Below are 25,419 nucleotides of genomic sequence, written 5' to 3'. Positions count from 1 at the left end.
AGACGAATAGACGAATAGACGAATAGACGAATAGACGAATAGACGAATAGACGAAAAAAAACTCTATATGTCGTTGTACCGCAATATTAAAATTGTAATGGTCAACAAAAACCTCCTGGATCGCGGCTCAAGCATGTCCCTGCATGATTTTGAGCAGGGAACCATGCCGCGATGACATTGGTCACGTCTGCAGGCAACAGGCAGCGGGCGACCACAGGGGGTCGCCCCTACAAACCATAATATCATGGGTGCAACCTGTTGGGAGTGCGGGACAAAAAAGTCGTCTCGCGCACAGAGGGCAACCCGAGCATAATCATGAGCAGGCGCGACAGACCAAAACCAAATCCCCCGTGTGGCGGACATCCGTACTTAAAAAAATCGAGATAAAACTGAATAACCTCTAAATCCAGCCCCTTCTCTCTCGCTTGTGCCCTCAGAACATCGGGACGGTGCTCACGCTGCGCGCCCGTGGTAATTTCCACACCGCGATAGAGCAGATCAAAGCTCCTGGTCAACGCAGGCTGTTCTGGGTGAAGCATGTGGTAAAATGGCCGCACAGATACCGGGTAATCTATCACAAAGACATAATCGCAACCCCGGGTTTTGCCGATATATTCACCGAGCAGACGCTCGCCCTTTGGATCGAGGTCGCCTTCCCGCTCTGGTGCGTGACCCTGTTCAGACAACACCTTCAATGCCTCGGCCATCGCGATCCGCGGAAAAGGCAGTACTGGCACCGCGAGTTCAACATCGTAATTTTCCGCAATAGCGTCACCGTGTCTTTCTCGCACTGTATAAATGACATGTTGCAGCCATGCTTCTTCAAATGCCATCACATCCTCGTGACTATCAATCCATGCGATCTCGACATCCACACTGGTAAACTCCGTCGTATGGCGTGAAGTAAATGAGGGATCAGCGCGAAAAACGGGCGCAATCTCAAACACGCGATCAAAACCAGACGCCATCGCCATCTGTTTGTAAAACTGAGGCGATTGCGCCAGATAAGCTGTGGAATTGAAATACGGCAACGCAAACAACTCCGCTCCCGATTCACTGGCTGTACCCATCAGTTTGGGAGAATGTATCTCGATAAAATGATTTTGCATCCAGTACTCGCGCATCGCCCCTTCAACAGTAGTTTGTATCTCAAAAATCAACCGATTGCGCGGAACGCGAAGATCGAGATGCCGCCAATCCAGCCGATGGTCAATACCCGATGCACTTTCGGAAAACGGATCCAAAGGCAACGGCGCTTCAGCTACATTGACAACACTCAGTTCCTCAAGCTGAATTTCAACACCACCCAGACGAACACCTATATTTTCGACAACACGTCCGCTTATAGTTACCGCCGATTCTCGCGTAAGAGCAGAAACCCGCTCTGCCAACGCCCCTGTCTTTTCATGCACGACCTGTACACTTCCCGTGCGATTTCTCAAAATGAGAAACTGGACATACTTCTGGTCGCGCAGGGTATGCACCCATCCGTGAAGGGTAACGGTTTGGCCGATATATTTGGAAAGTTCAGATATTGCGATGTATTTCATGACAGACTCCTTTTATTTTAGGTAATGTGGAAAAGATGCTTCGACTCCGTTTCACTTCGCTCAGCATGACAAACACCCAGACCTGCGTAACGTCAGTCAGGCACAAAAAAAGCCCGTTGTCGTATTTTTTGACAACGGGCACTTTACTCTACATGCTGGCACAAGACGACCTATGCCGGTCCAGCCCGTCGCCGGATCGGATTATTATCGTCATTATTATTGCCAGAGAATTGAGCGATTTGGAAATAGTGTATATGCATGGTATTTATCCAGTTTTTCTCCCGCCAAAAACAGCCAGTTCAAACAGCTTGAAATAACAATCTACATCTGAAAAACCAATAGCTCTGAGCCATTCGCATTGAGCTTCAACAGACGCGAGAATATTCGCCTGTTTGTCATCGCGATAATAATACGCCCGCGCGATTTCATCGCGAGAAGCATTTGGATCTCGCCGCGTAACAGAATCGCAAAGCGCGTCAATAAAGCGATCTGCAAAACGCGACTCAACCCACTTCGACGGAGAGAGAACATGCTCGACATTGACAAACACGCCATTGGGAGAAAGCAGATCAAAAATCTCGCCATAAACTTCGCGCTTGCGTTCATCGCTCTGATGATGAATTGAAAAACCCGATACAATCGCGTCATAAGGCGCGTCATCTGCAACCAGACTGAGCCAATCGGACGTTGCATAATCGCCAATAACAAAACGGTGCTGTGAAGCTGTTTCCCCAAACCGCTTCTGTGCAGCCTCGATCATAGCCTCAGAAAAATCCACAAAAACGCCGCGTGCATCCGGGTGGTATTCAATAACCGCGGCGCCGAGTATGCCATCCCCACACCCCAGATCGAGCACAGTATTGACCCCGTGATCATCCGCATTAATCACCCGGCACATAACGGCAATCTGCTCATCGGACAGCGGAATTGCCTGCCGAATATTCTTGAGATATTTCTGCGCCAGACCTCGCGCCTGCCAGGCTGTATCTTTGCGTTTACTCATAAAAATTCCATTTCTCAGCTTTTAGCGGTCAACGGTCAACAAAACCTTCTGGATCGCGGCTCAACACCATGCCGCGATGACAACCTCCCTTCATACTTCACACTTCCTACTTCACACTTTCCCATATTCAATACCCCACTGCCAGACCATCCTTGCGGGGATCGGAAGCCGCGCAATAACCGTCGTCCAATTTATAAATGAGTTGACCCCCGCCATATCCAATAGCTGGTGGAATTTGGATATCGTGCCCGCGGGCGCGAAGATCGTCCAGCACACCGGCATCCACACCTGGCTCAATACCCACGCTCAAATCCCCAAAAACCTGCCATCGGGGCGCATCACACGCAGCCTGTGGATTTTGACCATAAGCAAAAATCCGAATCATCATCTGCGCGTGACCTTGCGGCTGCATGTGCCCACCCATAACGCCGAAAGACATCACCGGTTGGCCCTCTCGGGTCGCAAACGCTGGAATAATCGTATGATACGGTCGCTTGCCCCCATCTACGCGATTGGGATGGTCCTCCGTCAAAACAAAACCCGCGCCCCGGTTCTGCATACTAATACCCGTATCCGGAATCACAATACCAGATCCAAAACCCATATAATTGGACTGAATAAACGAAACCATCATCCCATCTGCATCTGCCGCCGTAAGATAAACCGTATCCCCACGCGGCATGCCAAAAGTGGGCATCCCCGCCCTTTTCAGATCAATCGACCTCGCGCGTTGCGCCAGATAATCCGGATCGAGCAATTGCGCGAACTCAATATCCCTCGTACCCGGATCAGACACGTACCTGTGCGTATCCGCATACGCCAACTTCATCGCCTCAATCTGAAGATGTAAACTATCCGCCGAATCAACAGCATACCCGGACAAATCCCAATTCTCCAGTATTCCCAGCGCGATCAGTGCCGCAATGCCCTGACCATTCGGCGGAATTTCGTGCAACGTATAATCCCCAAAATCCATCGTCATCGTATCCACCCAATCTGCCCGATGCTCTGATAGGTCTTCTTCTGTCATCGCACCGCCAGTGCGTTTGGCATGCGCAGCGATCTTCTCTGCCAGATCTCCCGAATAGAACGCCTCTCCTCCTGTCTCCGCAATGCGCTCAAGCGTACGCGCCTGTGCGCCACACACAAATTTCTCCCCAATTTTCGGCGCGCGTCCCCCGGGTGCAAAAGTCGCCATCCAATCGGGCATATCGCCGTAATTATACACAGCCTGTGCCCAGCTATGCCCGGTAATAGGCGAAACTACAAAACCATCGCGGGCATAGTGAATCGCGGGTTCAAACAACGCCTCAAACGGCAACACGCCAAACCGCTCTGAAACCTCGGCCCATGCCGAAACACAGCCAGGCACAGTCACGGCATCCCAACCGCGCTGAGGCATCACCGCGTGCCCAGCAAAAAATTCGGGCGACCACGCTTTTGGAGAACGCCCCGATGCATTGAGACCATATATTTGCTCGCCATCCCACAAAATGCAAAACGCATCGCTGCCTATACCATTCATATTGGGTTCAACAACCGTAAGCGCCATCGCTGTTGCCAGAGCTGCATCTGCGGCATTGCCACCTTTGAGCAACATCTGCAACCCCGCCTGAGCGGCCAGCGGTTGAGAAGTCGCAACCACATTGCGCGCCATAACCGGCATGCGTTGTGAAGAATACGGAAAAGACCAGGACAATTCGGGCATGGATCTGCATCTCCTATATCAATTCAAAGTGATTTCTTTTTTAACATCATTCATCAAATCATCGCCATCAACAGGTGCGCGCAACGGCTCTGTAAAATTCAGCCGATACCCATTGGGATCTATCACAATAACCTCGCGCGCATTCCACGGGCGATCGTGCGGACCGGAAACCTGGACATTGCCATCGCGTCGCACCCGTTCCGCAATCGCATCAACCGACTCGCGCAACACTGTAAAATTGAGCGTAACGCCCGCACCCCTTATGGATGCTATCAATGAGTTTGGCCCCTCCTCCATCAGAATCAAATCCGCATGAGGAGCCCAGCGCAAATGCGACATAATGGGATCGCCCTGGGCACCTGGCATCTGTGAAATTAGAGAAAAACCGAGCGTATCGCAATACCACCGCGTAGATATATTGAGATCGTGAACCATCAGAGTTGTATAGGACGGCATCTGGTAGTCGAAATCGGATTCCACCTTGCATGTCCTTTCTCCCCAAAGGGGTAGATAGCCACCAACAAAAAAACCCGCCGAAGCATCTTCAGCGGGTTCGTGTTTGAAAGACTATTATGTACTTTAAGTCTGTCGTCTCATTTTGAACCCGCCAATAACATTTTTGTCATTACCCGTGAAAACCGCGAGATTAATGCCACTTTCCGGGCACACATGGCCGTTGGCACGGATAAATGACATCTGCACGGATGCACTGATAGCGCAATTATCCATCATCTGTTGGGTATTATACTGGTGGGTTACAAAAATCATATTAATCTCACTACATCTGCGAACAGAACTGAACGGTGCAGAAGATATATCGGGGACACAGTAAAGTCAAGCGGGTTTTTCGCGCTAAGGTCGCTTCCGATGAAACATGAGATCGGCAAACGCGCCCGTCACCTTACTACCCGTATTATCCGAATCAGACATGAGATATACGCGCACAACTTCTGCGGGTTCTTCATCGGGATAAAATCGCTTGAAATCCCGATAAAAATTGCGCGACTCCCCAACCCATTGATTCACATTTTGATCCCCGCTCTCGGCAACAATGCGATACCACTTATATTTCACAATTCCCAGCGCAACAGACGTCACCTGTGTCAGCGAAGTCTCTTCGGGTATGGTCCGCGTCCAGAGATAGGCAACCTCCCGCAGCTTCCCTCTGGTATTGAGAACCGAAATACCGATCTTAGCTGCAAAATCATCGCCCGATTTCTGAATCTTGCCTTTGTGATCCGCTGTCCCGCTATCATCAATCGTATTGCTGACCCGCCAGCGCCATGAAATATAGGGATACTCAGTTGCAGATATGAGATCATACTGCCCCTGCGCCTGTTCGCGGACATCCTTCCCAAAGCTCCTGGGTGGTCGGTCACAGCGCTTGATCCAATCCTGACTGCGATCAATTGACAACGCCGTGCCATTCTTTGTCGGCACCTGCCAGAAAAGTGCCGCCGCATGATCGCTGCGAATCGCAAACACGCCATCTCGATGTTGCCCAGTAACATTCTCGCCGCAATCGTCCCAATCGCGCCGAAGCCAATCGCCCCCCATATCCACTGCAACGCGGTCCTGCGCTTGCACAACACACGGGAAAATTAAAAAGCCTATCTTGAGCAAATTCCAAAAAATATTACGAATCATATCTACCTTTTGTTGAAATATTAAAAACTGATTAGAACCGATCTTCGCGTGTGAATCAAATTCACACCTGTTGCGAAAACACCACAGACAAGCGCGGTTTTAACGGAAATTTTATTCATTATACGCACAAATGCAAGTTTCATACCAAAAAAAAACGCGACGGGAAAAAACCCGTCGCGCTTATGCGATCAAATGATAAACTGGAAACTGGATCGCGGCTAAAACCCTGCCGCGATGACAAGCAAACCTTCTGGACTGCGGCGGGACGGCACGGGGGCCGTCCCCTACAACATCAGGCCGCGATACGCTACATCTCTGATGACTCTTCACTGTGGTGTTCGGACTTCTCTTTCATCTCGGACTTCTCCTGCGTCTCAGATTCTTTTTTCATCTGATCGCGATCTCCACCTCGGCGGCCTCTGAAACCCGGACCATCGTTATCTCTGAACCCAGGACCACGGCCTCTGAACCCAGGACCACGGCCTCTGAAACCCGGACCACCGCGACCTCTGAACCGGGGACCATCGTTATCTCTGAACCCAGGACCACCGCGACCGCGAAAACCCTCGCGTCCTCCTCGGCGCATCTCACCGAGCTTCTCCTTTTGTTCAGCAGTCAGCAAATTTCTAACATCTATATTGTGCTGAATCTCGCGCGCCATAATTTTTCCCTGCGCCGCCGTCACCGCATCGACCTTAGCCTGAATATCCGAAGCCGATGGATTGTCCTGCCTCCGAATCTCACCCAAATCGATCCGCGCCTTCTGATGTGCCGCGCGCAAATCGACCATCGCCTTTTGATGGGCAGAACGCAGATCAGACATCTTTTCCTTCTGCTCATCCGTCAACTCCAGCGCCGCCATACCGCGCATACCGCGGCGTTGGCCCCTTTGAGCTTCTGCCTGTTTCACAAAAGCGACACTTCCAATAATGCCAATAATGAAAACACCGATAACTGCATAGATAATTTTGCGTTTCATGATACCAACTCCTCATAGTTAAACAGCAGTTTCCCAGCATACTATCTGCTTGTAGTAAAAAATCGAACAACCCTCGGCTGTGTTCAGGCCGGCATCTGTTCACAACTCGAAAGTCGCGAGTCAGAAGCTGTCTTAATCCCCCCAGAGAATACATCGGGATTTTTAAAACAGCTTCTATGGTGGGCCCCTACGGGAACCGGGTGGACGGTCTCCCGGGGGACCTCGGCGGCCGCCACCTCGGCCGCGGAATCCTTGACGTCTATTTTTTTCCTCAAATTTTGCAAACTGCTCAGGCGTGAGAATCGTCTTCAACTTCTCGCGCAATTTTTGCTCCTGCGATCGCATATCTTCGCCAATTTGTCGGCGCACCGTATCAATCTCGCGCCGATATTCCTGAAATGCAGCCCGCACAGCACTCTTTTGCTCATCTGACAAATCGAGATCCTGACCCATTCGATCAATCATGCGATTGTAGTCATAAGGACGCCCACGCGCCCCAGGTGGGCCGAGGGGACTGAGTGAGCGCAAAAACTTGCGCTCGACAATAGTACCACACACCAGCCCCAGGGCAAAAATGCCCATAAATAAAAGAACGGCCTGTGTGCGAGGGGAAAAAGAAAACATGATAGTCCTTTTGCAGTCGTTTACTCGGGATAAATAGCCAGGCTATCGGCTTGTACCTCCGACAGCACCATTTCGGTTTGCGAATCGAAATAATCCGACACCGTATTTGCCTCGGTATCTCCATTATCGATTAACACCATAAAAATAACAGCAGCGGCAGCGGCCAATGGCACGAGGCGTTTGCCCGCCCAGACCAGGCTATTCCATAAACCCTCTTCCCCAATCTGTGCCTGAACACCATCCCACAACCCCGGCGAAGGCGCCATCGGACGCTGACCCAGGCGTCTCTGCACATGGCGAAGCAAATCGTATTCAGCGCGAAACTCTGCATCCTCTGCTATCCGCGCTTCAATTTCGCGCGCGTGCTCCGCAGACAAATTACCGTCAACATAGAGCAACAATTTATCGCGATCAGTCATATCTCCTCCCCTTGCCATTCGCGGTACAGCGGCATAAGCAAATCGCGTAAACGCGCCCGTGCCCGCGAAAGCCTCGACTTAACAGTGCCGACGGAAACATCTAAAACATCGGCAATTTCCTCTTGAGAAAAACCCTCTATATCTTTCATAATCACCACCGCACGATGCTCGGGCGACAGGTAATCAAGCACCTTCTGAATCTCCTCGCGCAAACCAATGCGCTCAATATCATTTTGCGGTTCATCCGTACCCAAAAACCGGTCCAGCGCCATATCGCTCGCCTCCTGCATCCCCTCAATAGAAACCCGATCGGGCCGCCGTTGCTCGCGCTGGGCAAACGTGAGACAAACATTGGTGGCAATGCGATACAAATACGTGTAAAAACTCGACCGACCCTCAAACTTCCCCAGTGCTTTATACGCTCTAACAAACGCCTCTTGCGCCGCATCCCTTGCCGCTTCCGGATCGCCGAGAATCGAACACGCCAGACCGTAAATTCGGTCTTCATAATGTTCAACCAGATGGCGGAAAGCCTGCACATCGCCCTTTTGGCATTGACGAATCAGATCTCGTTCATCAAAATCAGCCACTTATTTTTCCTTTGACTCTGATATGAATAGACGTCCAGGGTTATCTTTTGGTCTATGCTCTGATTCGATGATTCGCTGATTCGTCTATCCGTTTCGCAGGATTAGACCACCAGATCAACACCCGCGTTCCCTATAAAACAAAAAAATGGACATCGCTTTGAGCAATGTCCATTTCCGACAGCACAGATGCTTACTCCGTAATAATATCGGCAAATGTCATACCCGAGGGAATCATGGGCAACACATGCTCTTGATACGGCACAACCACATCGAGCAAATAGGGACCATTGGAAGAAATCATGCGATCAATAGCCGGCACGAGATCCTCCTTGCGCGCCGCCCGTTCGGCAGGCACGCGAAAACCCTTTGCTATCGCCACATAATCGGGGAAAATGGCGTGACTCGGCGGAATATTCATATCTTCATGCGCCTGCGCCGCTTCCGGATCGCCAATAAACGTATGCCCGCGATTGCTCTTGTAAAAGCGATCCTCCCATTGCACCACCATACCCAGATGCTGATTGTTGAGAATCATAGTCTTAACGGGAATTTTCTCCGCATAAAGCGTCGCCAACTCCTGCACATTCATCGCAAAACTGCCATCGCCATCAATATCAATAACCAGCGCATCGGGAAAAGCCAATTGCGCCCCCAGCGCAGCGGGCAAACCAAAACCCATCGCCCCCAAACCGCCCGACGTGAGCCAACGGCGCGGCTCATCAAAAGGATAAAATTGCGCCGCCCACATCTGGTGTTGCCCCACCCCCGTGGATATAATAGCCTTACCCTGCGTCATCTTATAAAGCATCTCAATTGCATACTGGGGCAAAATGACATCTTCGACATCTTTGTATGTAAAAGGATGTCTTTTGCGCCACGTTTCAATCTCATCACACCAGGCCTGATAATCGCCTGGCAAAACAATACTGTTTAGCTCTTGCAGAGCATATTTAATATCGCTCACAATCGGCAAATGGGCGACCTTGTTTTTATTAATCTCAGAAGGATCAATATCGATATGCACAATGCGACCGTGTTTGCAAAACTCTTCGAGCTTACCCGTCACCCGATCATCAAAACGCACCCCGAATGCCAGCAACAAATCGGCGTGATTGATGGCGTAATTGGCGTAAACCGACCCGTGCATACCCAGCATTTGCAAAGACTGTGGATCAGTCTGCGGAAAAACACCCAACCCCATCAGCGTCTGTGCCACGGGAATGCGTGTTTTTCGAGCAAACTCGCGGAGTTCTTCCGACGCCTCGGCAGTCACAATACCCCCGCCGGCATAAATAAGCGGGCGTTTGGATTCTAAAATCGCCTGGGCGACCTCTTGCATTTGAGCACGGCTGGCGTGCAAATGGCTGGGGGTATAGCTGCGAATGGAAACCGTCTCTGGAAAATCGGGCACACAAGCACTTTGCTGCACATTTTTGGGAATATCGATCAACACGGGACCTGGCCGCCCAGAAGAAGCAATGTAAAACGCCTCTTTGACAACGCGGGGAATGTCTTCAATGCGATCTACGAGATAATTGTGCTTCGTAATCTGCCGCGTGACCTCAATAATCGGGGTTTCCTGAAACGCATCGCGACCAATAACAGCAGTGGGAACCTGACCCGTGATGGCAACAAGCGGCACAGAGTCCATCTTGGCATCGGCCAGCCCCGTCACCAGATTGGTAGCACCCGGTCCAGAAGTTGCCATACACACCCCAACCTTGCCCGAAACTTTGGCATATCCCTCAGCCGCAAAAATTTCGCCCTGTTCGTGCCGGCACAACACAACCTGGATATTGGAACGCGTGAGGGACTGGTGCATCTCCATACTGGCCCCTCCGGGATAGCCAAAGAGCACTTCGACCCCCTCGCGGATGAGACATTCAACCAGAATATCGGCACCACTCATTTCGCCAGAGGTGGAGCCAGATGCCGGAGTCTGGGGTTTGCTCGCCATTGCAACAATCTCCTTTGTTAGACAAAAAAAAACCGTCATTGCATTGTAGCGATGACGGGACAAGATACTTTTTATGCAATCCCATCATCACATAGGTACAAGTACTACAACACGGCCTACAACAGCCGTTGTAATTGCAATGCGGGATGTGGTGATCTGATGTATCATAAATTTGCGCTCTCTTTCAATGGAACAGAGAAGATACAGACTTAGTCCAGTTCTGTCAAGAAAACTCGCTTCTTACACTTCTCACCCCTCCTTCTCACCCATCATATTAATGCGGTCTCGAAGCTCGGCAGCGCGTTCAAACTCTTCGTTGTCAATCGCTTCGAGCAATTCTTTTTTCAGGCGTTCAGATTTCGTGAGAGGGCGCTGTTGCTCGAGCTCGTTGAGCAATTCGTTCAGAGACTCAACAGAGCGTTTTTTTTCAACATCAAATTCTTCTGCATCGACCTCTTCCAGATTCTCGATTTTGTCGAGCACATCTCGAATAATTTGGATGCCCTTCGTAAAATTGTTCTCTTGCGATGCAATCATCACGCGCGCAATCGCGTGGATTCGCAAAACATAAGGCCACCATTTTTCGAGATTGAGACGATCTTTCTCCGCGGCAGCGTATTGATTGACAAAACGGAACAACTCCATATTGCGCTGTGTATCGCGAATAACGCGGTCATAGTCTCGTATTTGGAGCAAAAAAACATAGCGCTCGTAGAGCAGGCGGCTTTCATCAAACAGTTCACTACAGTGCGATTTTTTTAGTGAAAAACCATCGGATGTACCGTGTTCTTCAATAAAATGATGCAGCCTATCGGTAAAATGATCCAGAGCAAACGCGTTATTGTGTGGTCTGCGTCCATCGGGACGCCCGTCGAGTTCCATTTGTAGAATGCCTTGAAATGGACCCTGATCTATGCGTACCTGAATTTTTTCAACGCCTTTGGACGAGAAAATTTTGCGAATGCTGTTTTTGGGATCATAGGGCCAGTGCTTCAGCAAAGGGCCAATATCTTCAGTCATGGCAAGTTCTCCTGATATGTGGGAGAGACATCCCCTGGACTGCTGATGGCGGAAGAATACCCGAACCTATCGCGCTACAGGTTTCAATCTAATTGCATTTGATTGCAGACGCAAGTATCATGTAAAGTGCGTAATATTCCCTCTTACGAGTAAGACGTAAAAGCGAGAAGAGGGTTCCTTTTACGTCTCATATCTCACCCATAAAAAGGAAAAACAAATGGGAACAGAAAAAATTACAAGAACAATAGCTGAGTTCTTTAAGTTTAACGAGCAAAACACAGATTGGCGCACAGAAATAACAGGTGGGCTGACGACATTTGTGACAATGGCTTATATCGTAGCCGTAAATCCGGGCATCTTATCCGACGCATTGGGCATGGATTTATTTCCCGAACTGTTATTTGCAACGTGTGCTTCTGCAGCAATAGCAACAATACTGATGGGCCTTCTGGCAAATTATCCCTTTGCCCTGGCGCCCGGCATGGGCCTCAATGCGTTTTTTACCTACACAATTGTACTGGGCATGGGCGTGCATTGGAAACTGGCTCTGGGCGTGGTCCTCGCCTCCGGGCTCTTGTTTTTATTATTAACTGTATTGCGGGTGCGCGAGGCCATTATCACAGCAGTGCCCCAACCCCTCAAACTCGCCGCCGCCGCAGGTATTGGACTATTTATTGCGTTTATCGGATTTAAGAATGCGGGTTTTATTGTCGATAATCAGGCCACATTGGTCAGCCTGGGCGATGTGCGCACAGGACCTGTTGGACTGGCACTGGTGGGGCTTTTGGGCACGGCCATCATGTTGACGCGCGGCATCCGCGGGGCGATTTTACTCGGCGTGATCGGCGTCACCTTATTATCCATGATCCTCGGGCTTACACCCTGGCCAACAGGCGTCGTAAGCCTGCCCGTTTGGCCCACCCATCTCTTTGGAGAAGCCATTTACCATCTGCCTCTCGCATTTCACACAGCAGTCATTGAACTCGTCTTTGCTTTTCTCTTTGTCGATCTATTCGACACCATGGGCACACTGGTGGGATTATCAGAACGCGTGGGATACCTGGATAAGCGAGGACAATTGCCGCGCGCCAACAGGGCACTGCTATCAGACTCTGTTGGAACCGTATGCGGCAGCGTATTGGGCACGTCAACCGTAACGACCTATATCGAAAGTGCCGCGGGCATATCATCGGGCGCGCGCACGGGCTTTGCCAGCCTGGTGACCGGCGGACTATTCGTCTGCGCCCTATTCCTCACACCTCTGGTCCAGGCCATACCGTCCTTTGCCACAGCACCCGCGCTCATAGTCGTAGGCGTCATGATGATGGCCCCGGCTGCGCGCATTGCCTGGGATGATATGTCGGATGCCGTACCCGCTTTTTTAACGCTGATTGCAATACCCCTGACATTCAGCATTGCCGATGGACTGGCACTCGGATTTGTCGCCTATCCCATAATCAAGCGACTGAGCAAAAAAGACTCCGAGGTACATTTTTTTATCGATGTACTGGCCATCATATTTATTCTCAAATATATCTTTATGGCGTAAGAGGTCTCACGCCTGACTCCTGCTTTTGTTCGTGACATTTGTATTTTTTTTCTCTATTATTTCAAAATAACTATAAGAAATATTAAAGGAGGGTTTTATGCGTGCATTGTGTGTCATCTGTCTCATAATGTGGAGTACATGCCCCGTCGTAGCTCAGGATATGGGCAACTTGACGGGCAAAGTGGAAGATGAGACGGGAGAAGCATTATTCGCGGCCAATGTCGTAGTCAAAGGACCGGCCATTGAGGGCATACGGGGCGTAATCACCGATGAACAGGGAAACTATCGCATCGACCGCTTGCCGCCGGGCATGTACGAAATCACCATCAGTTATATCGGCTATGAAACCACAGTTGTATCCGGCGTAGAAATTCGCGCTGGCGAAAGTACAACGCGAAATTTCGAGTTGACCGCCGTAGCCCTCATCGGTCAACAAGTCGTCGTGTCAGCATCGCGCAAACAGGAAAAAGCTCTGGACGCGCCCGCTTCAATAGCAACGATCGAAGCATCCGAAATCAGAGATCGGGGCGTCTTGTCGCCGACTGAGCATATCAAAGCCCTTCCCGGCGTTGACTTTTCCAAAACGGGCATCTCACAAAGCAACGTGGTCGTTCGCGGATTCAACAATGTATTTTCTGGCGCATTGCTCACACTCGTTGACAACCGCATTGCCCGCGTCCCTTCCCTGCGTTTCAATGCCTTTGATATGATCCCCGTTACCGGTGAAGACATTGAGCGTATTGAAGTGGTATTAGGTCCTGGATCGGCACTTTACGGGCCCAACACCTCCAGTGGCGTCATGCACATTATCACCCGCTCGCCATTTGGATCGGAAGGCAATACAATTTCCATATCTGGCGGAGAGCGCAGCGTGCGAAAAATATCACTGCGGCACGCCAGCAGCCTCAACGACAAAATCGGGATCAAAATTTCGGTTGGGCAAAGTTCAGCCCATGACTGGGAGTACATTGATCCCCTGGAAGTGGAATCGCGCGGTTTTAATCCACGCGATTACAACTCAAAAAAGACAATAGGAGAACTCAGGCTCGATTTTCGACCAACAGATGACCTGACAATCATAGGATCAACGGGTTATGCAAAAACAAGCGATATTGAACTAACTGGTTTGGGCGCGGGCCAGGCAAAAGACTGGACCTATAATTTTTATCAAGGACGCCTGCTCTATCGCGAGTGGTTTGCACAGGTCTTCTTCAACGCCAGTGATGCAGGTCAGACGAGAATGATCGCACCTAACGATCCAATTGTAGATAATTCACATCTGATGGTCTTGCAACTGCAACACAATGCTAGCCTGGGACAAAAACAACACTTTGCTTATGGCGCTGATGTACTGCGAACCCGACCCAAGACAGGGGGCACAATAAATGGCATGCATGAAGACATTGATAACATCGATGAATACGGGATCTATTTGCAAAGTGAAACCAGCCTGAGCGATCAAATCGAGTTGGTATTGGCCGGACGCATAGACAAGCACAGCCATGTTGAAGATCCATTTTTCTCACCCCGCGCAGCGCTGGTCATTAAACCCAGGCCACTCAACACCCTGCGATTGACGTATAACCGCGCATTTAGCACGCCTTCGACCACCAACTTATTTTTGGACCGGATCGGCCTCCCCGATCCCTTTGGGTTCGGGGCATTGCAATCGTCATTGGGATTTAGTCCAGCAATTGACGTTCGCGCACAGGGCACTGCCGGTACCGGATTCACATTTCGCAGAGACGACAATGGCCTACCCATGTATCGAACGCCCTTTGCGCCCATAGCGGGCTTGTCAAAAGATCACTACTTCTCTCTGCACAGTCCCCAGGGGACCAATTTGATGTGGGGCGCTGCCAGATCAATAATAATGAGTATCCTTTTGGCGGAACTGGAACCTCTCGCAACAGGACTTTTCGTAGATCGGCTTGGACTACCACAAGATCAAGCGGCTGCGGTAGCCGCACAACTGGTCGGAGACTTTCCCGGGATTATTCCAGAACAACTGCAGGGCTTGCAAAATACAGCCGGCACACTGAATACAGCAACGGCGAGTTTTGATCCCGAGCCCAGCCTCGCCAATGCAGTGGCAGACATAAAAAAAATCGAATCGACCATCTCAGAAACCTTTGAAGTGGGATACAAAGGCGTCATCAATAACAAACTCATTCTCGCAGCCGATGCCTACCTGAGCAGAAAAAGAAATTTCACCAGCCCGTTGCGGATTGTAACACCCAGTGTATTTCTCGCAGCCGGTCCCTTGAGCGAAGCTCTCACAAACGGCATCACCGAGAACTTAAAAGACCCTGCCAATGCAAGCCTCGCAATTGCCATCGGACTCTTGGATCAGCTCAACCTGCCGGATCTGGGCCTGGTTGGCAATGGCAATGGCACAGGCATAGATGAATTGACGCAATTATTCGTATCCAACGCCGCGGGGATTCCCTTTGGCACCATGTCTGCCGAACAGGCATCAGACCCCACTGCGGTAATGGTCGCATATCGCAATTTTGGTCGCATAACACTCTACGGTGCCGACCTATCGTTTGCGTATTATCCAAACGAAATATGGACTTTTACCGGCAATTACTCCTATGTCAGCGACGATTGGTTCCCCAATTTAGACAACATCGGCGACATTGCTCTCAATGCCCCCAAACACAAATTTAACATCGGAATTGATTGTCAACTGCCCAATATGCCACTCACCATCCGCGGGAAATTGAGCTATCGCGGTGGTTTCCCCATGCAATCCGGTGTATATGTCGGCGATGTAGCTGCCTATACTGTTTTGGACCTGAATGCCGCATATCAGTTGCCACTCTCAAATGATCAATTCAAGATCACATGGAATGTGGAAGCCAGCAACGTGTTAAACCGGGAATATCGATCATTTATCGGTGCGCCATTTATTGGACGCCTAATCTTAACCGGCCTGAATATTCGGTTCTAAAGCTATCTCTCTCCCATATAGAAAAATCCGGACCATTGCGGTAAGGAGGGTTGGATGCGCGTATTGTATATCCTTGCTTTCGTACTGTGGAATTCTTACTCGGTCGTAGCTCAGGATTTCGGCAGCTTGACGGGCAAAGTGGAAACCGAGGACGGAGAAGCCTTATTCGCGGCCAATATCGTAGTCAAAGGACCGGCCATTCAAGGTACCCGGGGTACAATCACCAACGAACGAGGTAGCTATCGCATCGACCGCTTACCGCCGGGCATTTACGAAATCGCCATCAGTTATATCGGATATGAAACCATCGTCGCAACCGGCGTAAAAATCCGCCCCGGTGAAAGTATAACGCGAAATTTCAAGTTGACCGCTGTAGCCCTCATTGGTCAGCAAGTCGTCGTCTCGGCATCCCGCAAACAAGAAAAAGCCCTGGACGCACCCGCTTCAATTTCAATAGTCGATGCCTCTGAAATCAGAAATCGAGAAGTCTTGACCATGAGTGAATACGTCAAGACTCTGCCCGGTGTTGACTATGCTCAAACGGGCATATCTCAAGGCAGCATGGTCGTTCGCGGATTCAACAAGGTATTTTCTGGCGCATTGCTCACACTCGTTGACAACCGCATTGCCCGCATCCCATCGCTGCGCCTCAATGCTTATGATTTGATCCCCCTTACCAGTGACGACATCGAGCGCATCGAAATCGTTCTGGGACCCGGATCCGCACTTTACGGTCCCAACAGCGCCAATGGCGTCATGCACATTATCACCCGCTCGCCATTTGGATCGGAAGGCAATACAATTTCCATATCTGGCGGCCAGCGCAGTGTGAGAAAATTATCACTGCGACACGCCAGCAGCCTCAACAACAAGATCGGGATCAAAATTTCGGGTGGATATGTTGCAACCCACGACTGGGAATATGTCGATCCCCTGGAAGTGGAAACGCGCGGTTTTAATCCACGCGATTACAGCACAGAAAGGACAAATGGAGAATTCAGGCTCGATTTCCGCCCAACAGATGACCTGACACTGATAGGGTCTGTGGGCTATTCAAAAATGAGCGGCCTTCAACAGACGGATTTGGGTGCAGGCCAGGCAAAAGACTGGACCTATAGTTTTTATCAAGGCCGCCTGCTATATCGCGGGTGGTTCGCACAAGTCTTCTACAACACCAGCGATGCTGGTGACACGGAACTGATCACAGCCGGTGACCCAATTATAGATAACTCGCATTTGATGGTCTTGCAATTGCAACACAATGCCAGTTTGGGCCAGAAACAACACTTTGCTTATGGCGCCGATGTACTGCTCACCCGGCCAAAAACACAGGGCACAGTACACGGCATGCATGAAGACGATGACGATATCGATGAATACGGGATCTACCTGCAAAGCGAAACCAACCTGAGCGATCAAATCGATCTGGTAGTGGCCGGGCGTATCGACAAACACAGCCATATCGAAGACCTGTTTTTCTCACCCCGCGCAGCACTGGTCATTAAACCCAGCCCGTTCAACACCCTGCGATTGACATATAACCGAGCATTTAGCACGCCCTCAACCCCAGACTTGTTTGTAGATCGAATCGGCGTCCCAGACGTCTTTATGCTGGGGACAAGTTTCAGCCCGATATTGGGATTTAGTCCAGCAATTGACCTTCGCGCACAGGGTAATGCCGGCACGGGGTTCACATTTCGCAGAGACGACAATGGGCTACCCATGTTTCGAACGTCCTTTGCGCCCATAGCGGACCTGTCAAAAGATCACTACTTCTCTCTTCACGACCCCCAGGGCACCAATTTGATGTGGGGCGCTGCCAGAGGAGTAATACTGGATGGCCTATTGGCACAATTTGAACCTCTGGCAATAGAGCTTCTCGCAGACGGGCTTGGGCTATCACCAGATCAGGCTACTGCAATGATCGAACAACTCGTCGGGATATTTCCCGGAGTTATTCCAGAACAACTGCCGGGTTTGCAAAATACGGCTGCGATATTGAATACGGAAACTCAGGGATTCGATCCCATACCCGACCTCGCCAATGCGGTGACAGACATAAGCAAAATCGGATCAACCACCACAGAAACCTTTGAAGTGGGATACAAAGGCATCGTAAAAAACAAACTCATTCTGGCAGCCGATGTCTATCAGACCAGAATCAAAAATTTTGTCAGCCCATTGCGGATTGAAACGCCTAACGTATTTCTCGCACCCGGTCCCTTAAGCGAGGCTCTAACAGACGCGATTACCGAAAACTTGAAAGACCCCGCCAATGCAAGCCTTGCACTCGTCCTCATTTTTTTAGATCATCTCAACGAGCCAGAATTCGGGTTGGTTGGCAATGGCAATGGGACAGGCATCGATGAATTGACGCAGTTATTTGTATCCAACACCGCGCTGATCCCCTTTGGCACCATAGCACCCGAACAGGCAGCAGACCCCACCGCAGTAATAGTCACACCTCGCAATTTTGGTCGCATAACACTCTATGGTGCTGACCTATCATTTGCGTATTACCCAAACGAAATATTGGCTTTTACCGGCAATTATTCCTATGTCAGCAAAGACTTATTCCCCAATTTAGACAACATCGGCGACATAGCCCTCAATGCGCCCAAGCACAAATTTAACATCGGTATCGATTGTCAATTGCCCAATACACCGCTCACTATTAGTGGAAAATTGCGCTATCGCGGTGGTTTCCCCATGCAATCGGGTATATATGTCGGCAAGGTAGATTCTCATACTGTTCTGGATTTGAATTTGACCTATCAGTTGCCACTTTCAAATGACCGCTTCACAACCTCCTTAAATTTGAATGCCAGCAATGTGCTAAATCAAGAATACCGATCATTTGTCGGTTCGCCGTGGATTGGGCGCCTGATTACAAGCAGCTTACACGTTCGGTTCTAATACTTACCATATTCCCATAAAAAAATCCGAATCGCAATGATTCGGATTTTTTTGTAGCAAAACCTCTGGATCGCGGCTCAAGCATGCCCCTGCATGTTTGAAGCAGGGGACCATGCCGCGATGACGGCTCTGTTGGTAGAATTGAGTTAAAACTTATTTGATTAGACCACTGAGCGACCTACCCAGGCGGCTGATACGGTCGGGATTCTGGATCGCGTTCGGGAAGCCCCAAACTATCCCAAAAAATTGTGTGTTCAAATGGCGTGAGGCGAAAATCCGGAATGGGAACTGGCGCACCGCCCAACTCAGCGGATTTATTTGCCAAAATCCCCGGCAAGCAGTACTCAATAGCGCGATACACATCAATCGGCGCTGGCTTGCCAGCGAGAATAGACTGTGTAAAATGTCGGGCGAGTTTTAAGTCCGCGCCACCGTGCCCTGCAGAAGTATCATCGCCATGTGCGCCAAGACCAACAGGTAAAACCTCCCAACCACTGCGATGATCTGCCCCTCGGGAAAAACGACGAGCGTGTTTTTCATAGCTAAACCATTCGGCACCGCCCTCAACGCCAAAAATGCGATATCGGTGTTCAGAAGGTCGAGCCGTATTCAGCGTAACCATAATTTTAATAAGCGCACCCTTCGCTGTTTCGAACACCGCGATCTGGCCGTCGGAACGCAGAGGCGCGTCGGCACTTCGGAATGGCGCGCTGCGGCAAGAGACAGAAACACAGCGGTCGTCAATCACTTCGAGCAATGGCCCCAGGTCATGCGTCAGGTATTGAATAGGCGGTTGATCGGCACGCCAGATCGGCATTGTATCCGCATACCCGGCTGCCCGCGCTCGAGTCGGCGTATGACGCGAACTATCCGGACGAAAAAGCGTAGCCGGCAAATGGTGAATATATTCGCCTTCGGCAATGGAAATGGGACCAAAGCGATCTTCGGCAACCCATTTACGGAAATAGCGGAAAAAATCCCAATAACAGGTATTTTCTCCCAACATATAAGTTTTGCCTGTGTACTCAACGGTCTGCCGCAAATTCATACACTCTTCCTGCGTATAAGCCCCCGGCACTTCCGAAAGCACATGACACCCCGCTCGCATAGCCTCACATCCGTGTTCCACCTGTAATTTCCCATTCGTCGCAACCACAATAGCATCGGGCTTGAGATCGAGCAAATCGTCAAACTCGGGCAAGATCGGAGCCGATGCACCAACCGATGCTATATGTTGCTCGGCGCGTTCTCTCAAGCGAGGAAAGCGGTCGCAAGCACCGATAACCTCTGCCTCTTCCAGCGCGAGGAAATTTCTAAAATGCGTAAAACCGCGACCGAGACCCAGAATACCAACTTTGAGCTTATCCATAATAAAACCCCTCAATCTGCGAATCAACGAATCTGCGAATCAACGAACCCCGCCCATCCTCCCAAAGCATGTGCTGACATGATGTAAGTCAGTATCAGTGTGTATCGCCATTCGTCTATTCGTCTATTCGTCTATTCGTCTATTCGTTAATCAGACACAATGCGGATATCAACCTCAAATGCGCTGACGGGATAATTTACACCCCAGATTTCGAGAACGCTGGGATGAATCTCACCAATAAGCCCGTAAACGCGCTCGTCTATACAGATCTCGCCACTGCGACCAGGCAAAAATGTGGGATGCTCAATCGGCGCAATCGCGTATTCAAAATCAAAATAATAGGACAACACCTCCAGATAGCTCTGAACACCAGACAAATTGGCTTCGTCACTCGCTTCGAGCGCGCAAAGATGAATATCTGTGCGCGTACCGTAATTTTCTCCCGGAGCGAGAACCCCCACCTCACCCACTTCAAAAATTCGATGCGGGTACAGCGCGCGGCGACTTGTGGCTTCGGTCTTGAGCAAACCGGGCAACAACGACCCTCGAATCGCGCTGTAATTTTCGGACATAGGATTTGAAATCGAAATAATCTGTGCATCTGGATTATTCATATCCACCGTCTGTTCTTTTTGAGAACAGAGAATCGGCAAAAAGACCTCTTGAAATCCACACCCAACCATGAGATTGCGAAATCGATCTGCAAGATCCTCTTCTGGCGCGGCTTTGCCAACCGTAAAATCCCGGGGCATCTCGGGTTCAAAAGCCTCGTACCCCACGCCGATCACAACATCTTCCACAACATCCACGGGATGTAAAATATCGTCGCGATAAGGTGCTGGACGCACGTTAATACTCCGCTCTCCTAAATCAACATCTCGGTAACCCATCGCGTTGAGCGCAGTCTGAATCTGCCCCATCGAAACAGGTGACCCAACCACTTTGTAAATCTCATCTACATCGACCTCTAACGACTCGGTCAGATCATAGGGACACGTCACAACCTGCCCCCTCGACGTGTGATATGGATAGCGCACAGTCACGGGATAAATGCGGGCACCCCGGTCAGCCATATTAACCGCCATAATCGCCATAGACAAAAGAATAGCGTCGAGTTCAGGTCCCGTCGCCTCGCAAAACAAAAACGCATCCCCCACCTCAACGCGCCCCAGACTCTGGCTATTAATCACAGGCGGCATGGACAGAACCTCGCCGCGCGAATCGCGGATCAGGGGAAACTTATCCTTCCCCTCGAGAAGATGTGCATACGTTCTGCCCGTGGGATGATCGGACAAAATTCGTCGCAAAGACATCTCAGACTCAGACTCCAGAGGAACAAAAGCCGTCGCATCGGGATCAACCGCATCGTATCGCACGGGATACACAATATCGGACGCATCGTAAATCCCGATCGCAACAACACTGCGACCGCGCCCATACCCATCGGCGAGTTTTTCCTGTGCCTCGATAAGCGCGTCCAGCGCCGCTTCGTCAATCGCAATACCACCACATGCAAAAGCGGCAATATAGGGACGAACATTTTGCAACGCGGGATCGACAATAACCTCCCGTTCCTCCGATACACCAGACGCATTGAAAAAAGAATACTCAGGCTGAACATTCTCCCGATGGCTTTTGAGCAACCGCGCAAGCCCCTCTGCCGACCACAAATCGGGGCGATTGGTATCCTTGAGTTGAATGCGAAGCGTATCGCCCTCTTCAGCATCAATCTCGGCCTTCGCCGTTTCAAGCGCAGCACTCAGACTCTCCGACGAATAAGCCTGTCCTGCGAGACGTTCAAAATCGGGTTTATTGACAGTAATTGTTGGCATTTTTTATTCCTGATATTTATCTACCGCGTATTCCTGACCAGATCCAAATCCGTACTGAACAAATCGCGTATATCGTTAATACCCAGCGCGACCATCGCCATTCGATCAACCCCCAGACCCCAGGCAATAACCGGAACATCCACCCCCAGAGGTCGTGTAAGCTCAGGACGAAAAAGACCCGCGCCACCGAGTTCGATCCATCCCAGAACGGGATGCTTCGCCTGAAGTTCTACCGAAGGCTCGGTAAAAGGAAAATAATCGGGCACATAGCGCACATCTTCGGACTGCGCGATCTCAAGGGCGAACAACTTGAGCAAACCGAGCAAACTGCGAAAATTTATCTCCTCGCCCAGAACAATACCCTCAGCCTGAAAAAAATCTGCCGCATGCGTAGCATCGACATCATCCGGGCGGAAGCAACGCGCAAGAGCGAAATATTTACCCGGGATATTCGGCTCTGAAGCAAGCGTACGCCCCGAAAGCGCAGTACCCTGACTCCGCAAAATAAGGCGGCGCGACTGCTCGGGATTGAACTCATATCGCCACCCGCGCGAACCCGTCTCACCCCCGTTTTGATGCGCCTCGGCAACCCTGGAAAAATGGGGTTCTTCAGCCTCTCGGGATTTCGTCGGCTCCGTCACATAATACGCATCGTGAATATTGCGCGCCGCGTGGAACTGCGGCATAAAAAGGGCATCCATATTCCAAAACTCGGTCTCGACCAGCGAACCCTTCATCTCTTCAAAACCGAGCGCCATCAACCGGCGTCGCACATTATCGAGATACGCCCGATAGGGATGGTGCTTCCCAATAAGCACGCGCGGCGGCTTAATCGACAAATCATATCGGCGAAAAGACGCACCCTGCCATGTGCCCTTCTGAATCATATCGGGCGTAAGACGAGAAATCTCATCCCCCGTGAGATTGGCTTTAACAACCTCCACAAGCACGCGCTGCCCTTCATCCGTAAGGCAATAAACCCGCTCCGTGCGCTCGTCCAAGCGAACAGGTGCCTTGCTCCCCCCGCGTTTGCGGGCATTGGCTTCGATATACTGGACAATATCACCGGGAAAATCATCAATCTCAATTCCGGTATCGGAAAATTTCTCAAACAATTCTGGCATGAGCCGATCAACAAAAAAAGAAGCGCGCTCTGCATCGACAATAACAACCGCCCCTTTGTCCAGATCGACAACCCCATCCCTTTTCAAACCGCCAAATGCACTACCCCAGGCACCTCTGTCAAAACGCTCGTCGGCTTGCAAGTCCTGGATCCCAACGCGCTCTGCGCTCACCCGGGCCAAAAGTGCCGTCTCTGGCGTCGCTCCCTTTGAGGCAAAATCCCGTCCCACTTCCGTAAGCGAAACAGTCACGCGTGTATTTTCTCCGGTAACTTCCAGCAACTGCTTGGAAATCAGCCACTCAACCGCGCGCCGAACCTGTCCCTCGCCGAGATCCGCGCCACTTTGAAGTTGTGCATCGGACTGCTCGGCACTGGCATTGTTTTGATACACACGCAAAATGCGAATTTCGAGCGCATGTAAAGATGCGAGATCAATCAAGAGAAACTCCAATGTTAGTATTAGACAACAAAAAAGCCCCTTCGTCATCATAGGGACGAAAGAGCTTCTCCGCGGTACCACCCTATTTGCGCTAAAAAGCACCACTCAGCGGACGGCCATCACCATCCTGTCCATTATCGGTGGATCCACCGGCTCGGCTTAATAGGAAACTGTCTTTCCATTCGGCTTTGCAGCTCGGGAGGGAACTTCGCCTGTGCATCCTGCAGATGTGTTCTCAGCCCGGGACACATCCTCTCTGTCCAGTTGGGAACAGACTACTTTTCTCCGTCATCACCTTGAAGGCAAAACATAGAAATTTGCGCTACAAGTGTCAAGTCGAAAGTCGCAAATCTATCCGTCAACCGTTTTTCCAAAGGACTCCACAAAAAGGAGAAAATCCGTAATACCAACCGCGCCATCGCCATCGATATCGAATTTGGGATTGGTTGATCCAAATGCCTCCACAAAAAGGAGAAAATCCGTAATATTCACTTGTTTATCACCGTTAAAATCGGCCCTGGGGTTGGCAGAAGAGACCTTGACTATAATAGAAACGGACAATGTCTGTGTTGCACTATTCGGATCATTACTCGAAATCGTGATATTGCCCGAAAGCGTGCCCGCTGTCGAACCTGGAAACCTAATCGTAACCGTCTGTGAACCATTGGGCTCCACTGTGAACATAGAAGGTTCAAAAGTCAGGCCCGATACATCGCTCTCAATACCTGTAATTTCAAGAGGACCCGTACCCGTGTTCGCGACCGTAATAGTTTGTTCACGCGTTTGACCAACGTCAATCGTCCCGAAATTAACTGCCGTTTGCGGCACAGAGATCGCTGGCGCAGAGGGCGATTGAACTATGATAGAAACGGACAATGTCTGTGTTGCACTATTCGGATCATTACTCGAAATCGTGATATTGCCCGAAAGCGTGCCCGCTGTCGAACTCGGAAACGCGATCGTCACCGTAGCTGAACTATCGGGAGCCAGTGTGAACATCGTAGTATCAAACGTCAAACCCGGCACATCGCTCTCAATACCCGTAATCTCCAACGGCGCAGTACCCGTATTCGTAATCGTAATCGTTTGTTGACCTGTTTGACCGGCGTCAATCGTCCCGAAATCAACTGCCGTTTGCGGCACTGCGATCGTCGGCGCAGGGGGCGGTATTTGCGCCAATAGTTCATTAACCCCGTCTTTCACTCTTGTAACAGAACTTGAACTCAAACCGCCTATGACGGGCAATGCAGTCCCATTGGGACGAACCACAACGAAATTCTCATACTGGGCCGGAGCAGCACCACCTGCATTTAGAAGCAAGGGAAAGGTAATGCCTCCGTTCCTGCGAAAGCCATCCACCTGTGCCTGATTGCCATTCCAAGCATCGAGACCGAGCATCTCAACATTGGGATCTGCTTTATAATCTTGCCATAAACCTTCGAGTCGCGGACCCGCGGCTCTACAGGAAGGTCAGCTATACCCAAAGACCGCAAGTATGAGCACTTTGCCGCGATAGTCAGAGGCACTATATGTATTGCCGTCGAGACCCCGTAAAGAAAAATTAACCGTTTGTGCAGAAGCGGACCCGACGAGCAAAAGCAGAATCATCGGGATGGACAATAGATATTGGCGCATGGCATTTATCCTCGTATATTGATGAAAATAATGACAACCAAAACCTCTGGATCGCGGCTCAACTTCATGCCGCGATGACGGCTCTTCTGTCCTAAAGGTATCA

General features: G+C 50.4%; 19 protein-coding genes and 1 other annotated feature. Of the genes, 3 read left to right on the top strand and 16 right to left on the bottom strand.

The genetic code is table 11. From position 1 onward, the window contains the following. Positions 1-242: 242 nt before the first annotated feature. From aspS to F4Y39_14510, 12 genes are all read right to left on the bottom strand, one after another. On the bottom strand, positions 243-1,550 hold the full coding sequence (aspS, locus tag F4Y39_14565; protein MYC14941.1) for an aspartate--tRNA(Asn) ligase: 1,308 nt from the start codon (positions 1,548-1,550) through the stop codon (positions 243-245). Positions 1,551-1,815: 265 nt separating this feature from the next. Further along, positions 1,816-2,553: a class I SAM-dependent methyltransferase gene (locus tag F4Y39_14560; protein MYC14940.1), complete on the bottom strand. Its 738-nt coding sequence runs from the start codon at positions 2,551-2,553 to the stop codon at positions 1,816-1,818. Positions 2,554-2,680: 127 nt separating this feature from the next. After that, positions 2,681-4,219 (bottom strand): gamma-glutamyltransferase family protein, encoded by a 1,539-nt coding sequence (locus F4Y39_14555; protein MYC14939.1) that lies wholly within the window; start codon positions 4,217-4,219, stop codon positions 2,681-2,683. 60 nt (positions 4,220-4,279) lie between these two features. After that, complete coding sequence (locus tag F4Y39_14550; protein MYC14938.1) at positions 4,280-4,741, bottom strand: VOC family protein; 462 nt, start codon at positions 4,739-4,741, stop codon at positions 4,280-4,282. Between the two features lie 99 nt (positions 4,742-4,840). Next, positions 4,841-5,029: a hypothetical protein gene (locus F4Y39_14545; protein ID MYC14937.1), complete on the bottom strand. Its 189-nt coding sequence runs from the start codon at positions 5,027-5,029 to the stop codon at positions 4,841-4,843. 84 nt (positions 5,030-5,113) lie between these two features. Next, positions 5,114-5,908 (bottom strand): DUF3047 domain-containing protein, encoded by a 795-nt coding sequence (locus F4Y39_14540; GenBank protein ID MYC14936.1) that lies wholly within the window; start codon positions 5,906-5,908, stop codon positions 5,114-5,116. Between the two features lie 307 nt (positions 5,909-6,215). Continuing rightward, positions 6,216-6,887, bottom strand: a complete 672-nt coding sequence (locus F4Y39_14535; GenBank protein MYC14935.1) for a periplasmic heavy metal sensor — start codon at positions 6,885-6,887, stop codon at positions 6,216-6,218. Between the two features lie 174 nt (positions 6,888-7,061). Continuing rightward, positions 7,062-7,511: a hypothetical protein gene (locus F4Y39_14530; GenBank protein MYC14934.1), complete on the bottom strand. Its 450-nt coding sequence runs from the start codon at positions 7,509-7,511 to the stop codon at positions 7,062-7,064. Between the two features lie 20 nt (positions 7,512-7,531). Then, on the bottom strand, positions 7,532-7,930 hold the full coding sequence (locus F4Y39_14525) for a hypothetical protein (GenBank protein ID MYC14933.1): 399 nt from the start codon (positions 7,928-7,930) through the stop codon (positions 7,532-7,534). Beyond that, positions 7,927-8,520 (bottom strand): sigma-70 family RNA polymerase sigma factor, encoded by a 594-nt coding sequence (locus F4Y39_14520; GenBank protein MYC14932.1) that lies wholly within the window; start codon positions 8,518-8,520, stop codon positions 7,927-7,929. Before F4Y39_14520 ends, F4Y39_14525 begins: the two co-directional genes overlap by 4 nt. A gap of 190 nt (positions 8,521-8,710) precedes the next feature. After that, complete coding sequence (gene ilvB / locus F4Y39_14515) at positions 8,711-10,429, bottom strand: biosynthetic-type acetolactate synthase large subunit (protein MYC14931.1); 1,719 nt, start codon at positions 10,427-10,429, stop codon at positions 8,711-8,713. Between the two features lie 297 nt (positions 10,430-10,726). Further along, positions 10,727-11,497 carry a hypothetical protein gene (locus tag F4Y39_14510; protein ID MYC14930.1) on the bottom strand — a complete coding sequence of 257 codons (771 nt, stop codon included), beginning with the start codon at positions 11,495-11,497 and terminating at the stop codon, positions 10,727-10,729. 232 nt (positions 11,498-11,729) lie between these two features. Between F4Y39_14510 and F4Y39_14505 the strand changes: the two genes are divergently transcribed. The 3 genes from F4Y39_14505 to F4Y39_14495 all read left to right on the top strand — a co-directional run bounded on the left by F4Y39_14505 (position 11,730) and on the right by F4Y39_14495 (position 18,918). Next, a complete protein-coding gene (locus F4Y39_14505) occupies positions 11,730-13,046 on the top strand; it encodes an NCS2 family permease (protein ID MYC14929.1) in 1,317 nt (438 codons plus the stop codon). A gap of 97 nt (positions 13,047-13,143) precedes the next feature. Continuing rightward, positions 13,144-16,002, top strand: a complete 2,859-nt coding sequence (locus F4Y39_14500) for a TonB-dependent receptor (protein MYC14928.1) — start codon at positions 13,144-13,146, stop codon at positions 16,000-16,002. A gap of 54 nt (positions 16,003-16,056) precedes the next feature. Next, positions 16,057-18,918 (top strand): TonB-dependent receptor, encoded by a 2,862-nt coding sequence (locus F4Y39_14495; GenBank protein MYC14927.1) that lies wholly within the window; start codon positions 16,057-16,059, stop codon positions 18,916-18,918. 178 nt (positions 18,919-19,096) lie between these two features. On the opposite strand, the gene F4Y39_14490 is transcribed toward F4Y39_14495, so the two are convergent. The 4 genes from F4Y39_14490 to F4Y39_14475 all read right to left on the bottom strand — a co-directional run bounded on the left by F4Y39_14490 (position 19,097) and on the right by F4Y39_14475 (position 25,079). Then, a complete protein-coding gene (locus F4Y39_14490) occupies positions 19,097-20,287 on the bottom strand; it encodes a Gfo/Idh/MocA family oxidoreductase (protein ID MYC14926.1) in 1,191 nt (396 codons plus the stop codon). A gap of 146 nt (positions 20,288-20,433) precedes the next feature. Next, complete coding sequence (gene pheT, locus F4Y39_14485) at positions 20,434-22,119, bottom strand: phenylalanine--tRNA ligase subunit beta (protein MYC14925.1); 1,686 nt, start codon at positions 22,117-22,119, stop codon at positions 20,434-20,436. Between the two features lie 20 nt (positions 22,120-22,139). Beyond that, a complete protein-coding gene (locus tag F4Y39_14480) occupies positions 22,140-23,729 on the bottom strand; it encodes a phenylalanine--tRNA ligase subunit alpha (protein MYC14924.1) in 1,590 nt (529 codons plus the stop codon). Next, positions 23,730-23,982, bottom strand: a binding site (T-box leader). 50 nt (positions 23,983-24,032) lie between these two features. Continuing rightward, positions 24,033-25,079, bottom strand: coding sequence for a choice-of-anchor D domain-containing protein (locus tag F4Y39_14475; protein ID MYC14923.1), 1,047 nt, complete (start codon positions 25,077-25,079; stop codon positions 24,033-24,035). Positions 25,080-25,419 lie beyond the last annotated feature (340 nt).

Source organism: Gemmatimonadota bacterium (assembly GCA_009838845.1).
Classification (GTDB): Bacteria; Latescibacterota; UBA2968; order UBA2968; family UBA2968; genus VXRD01.
The sequence above is the reverse complement of the archived record's forward strand: the minus strand, read 5'-3'. Positions and strand labels throughout refer to the sequence as shown.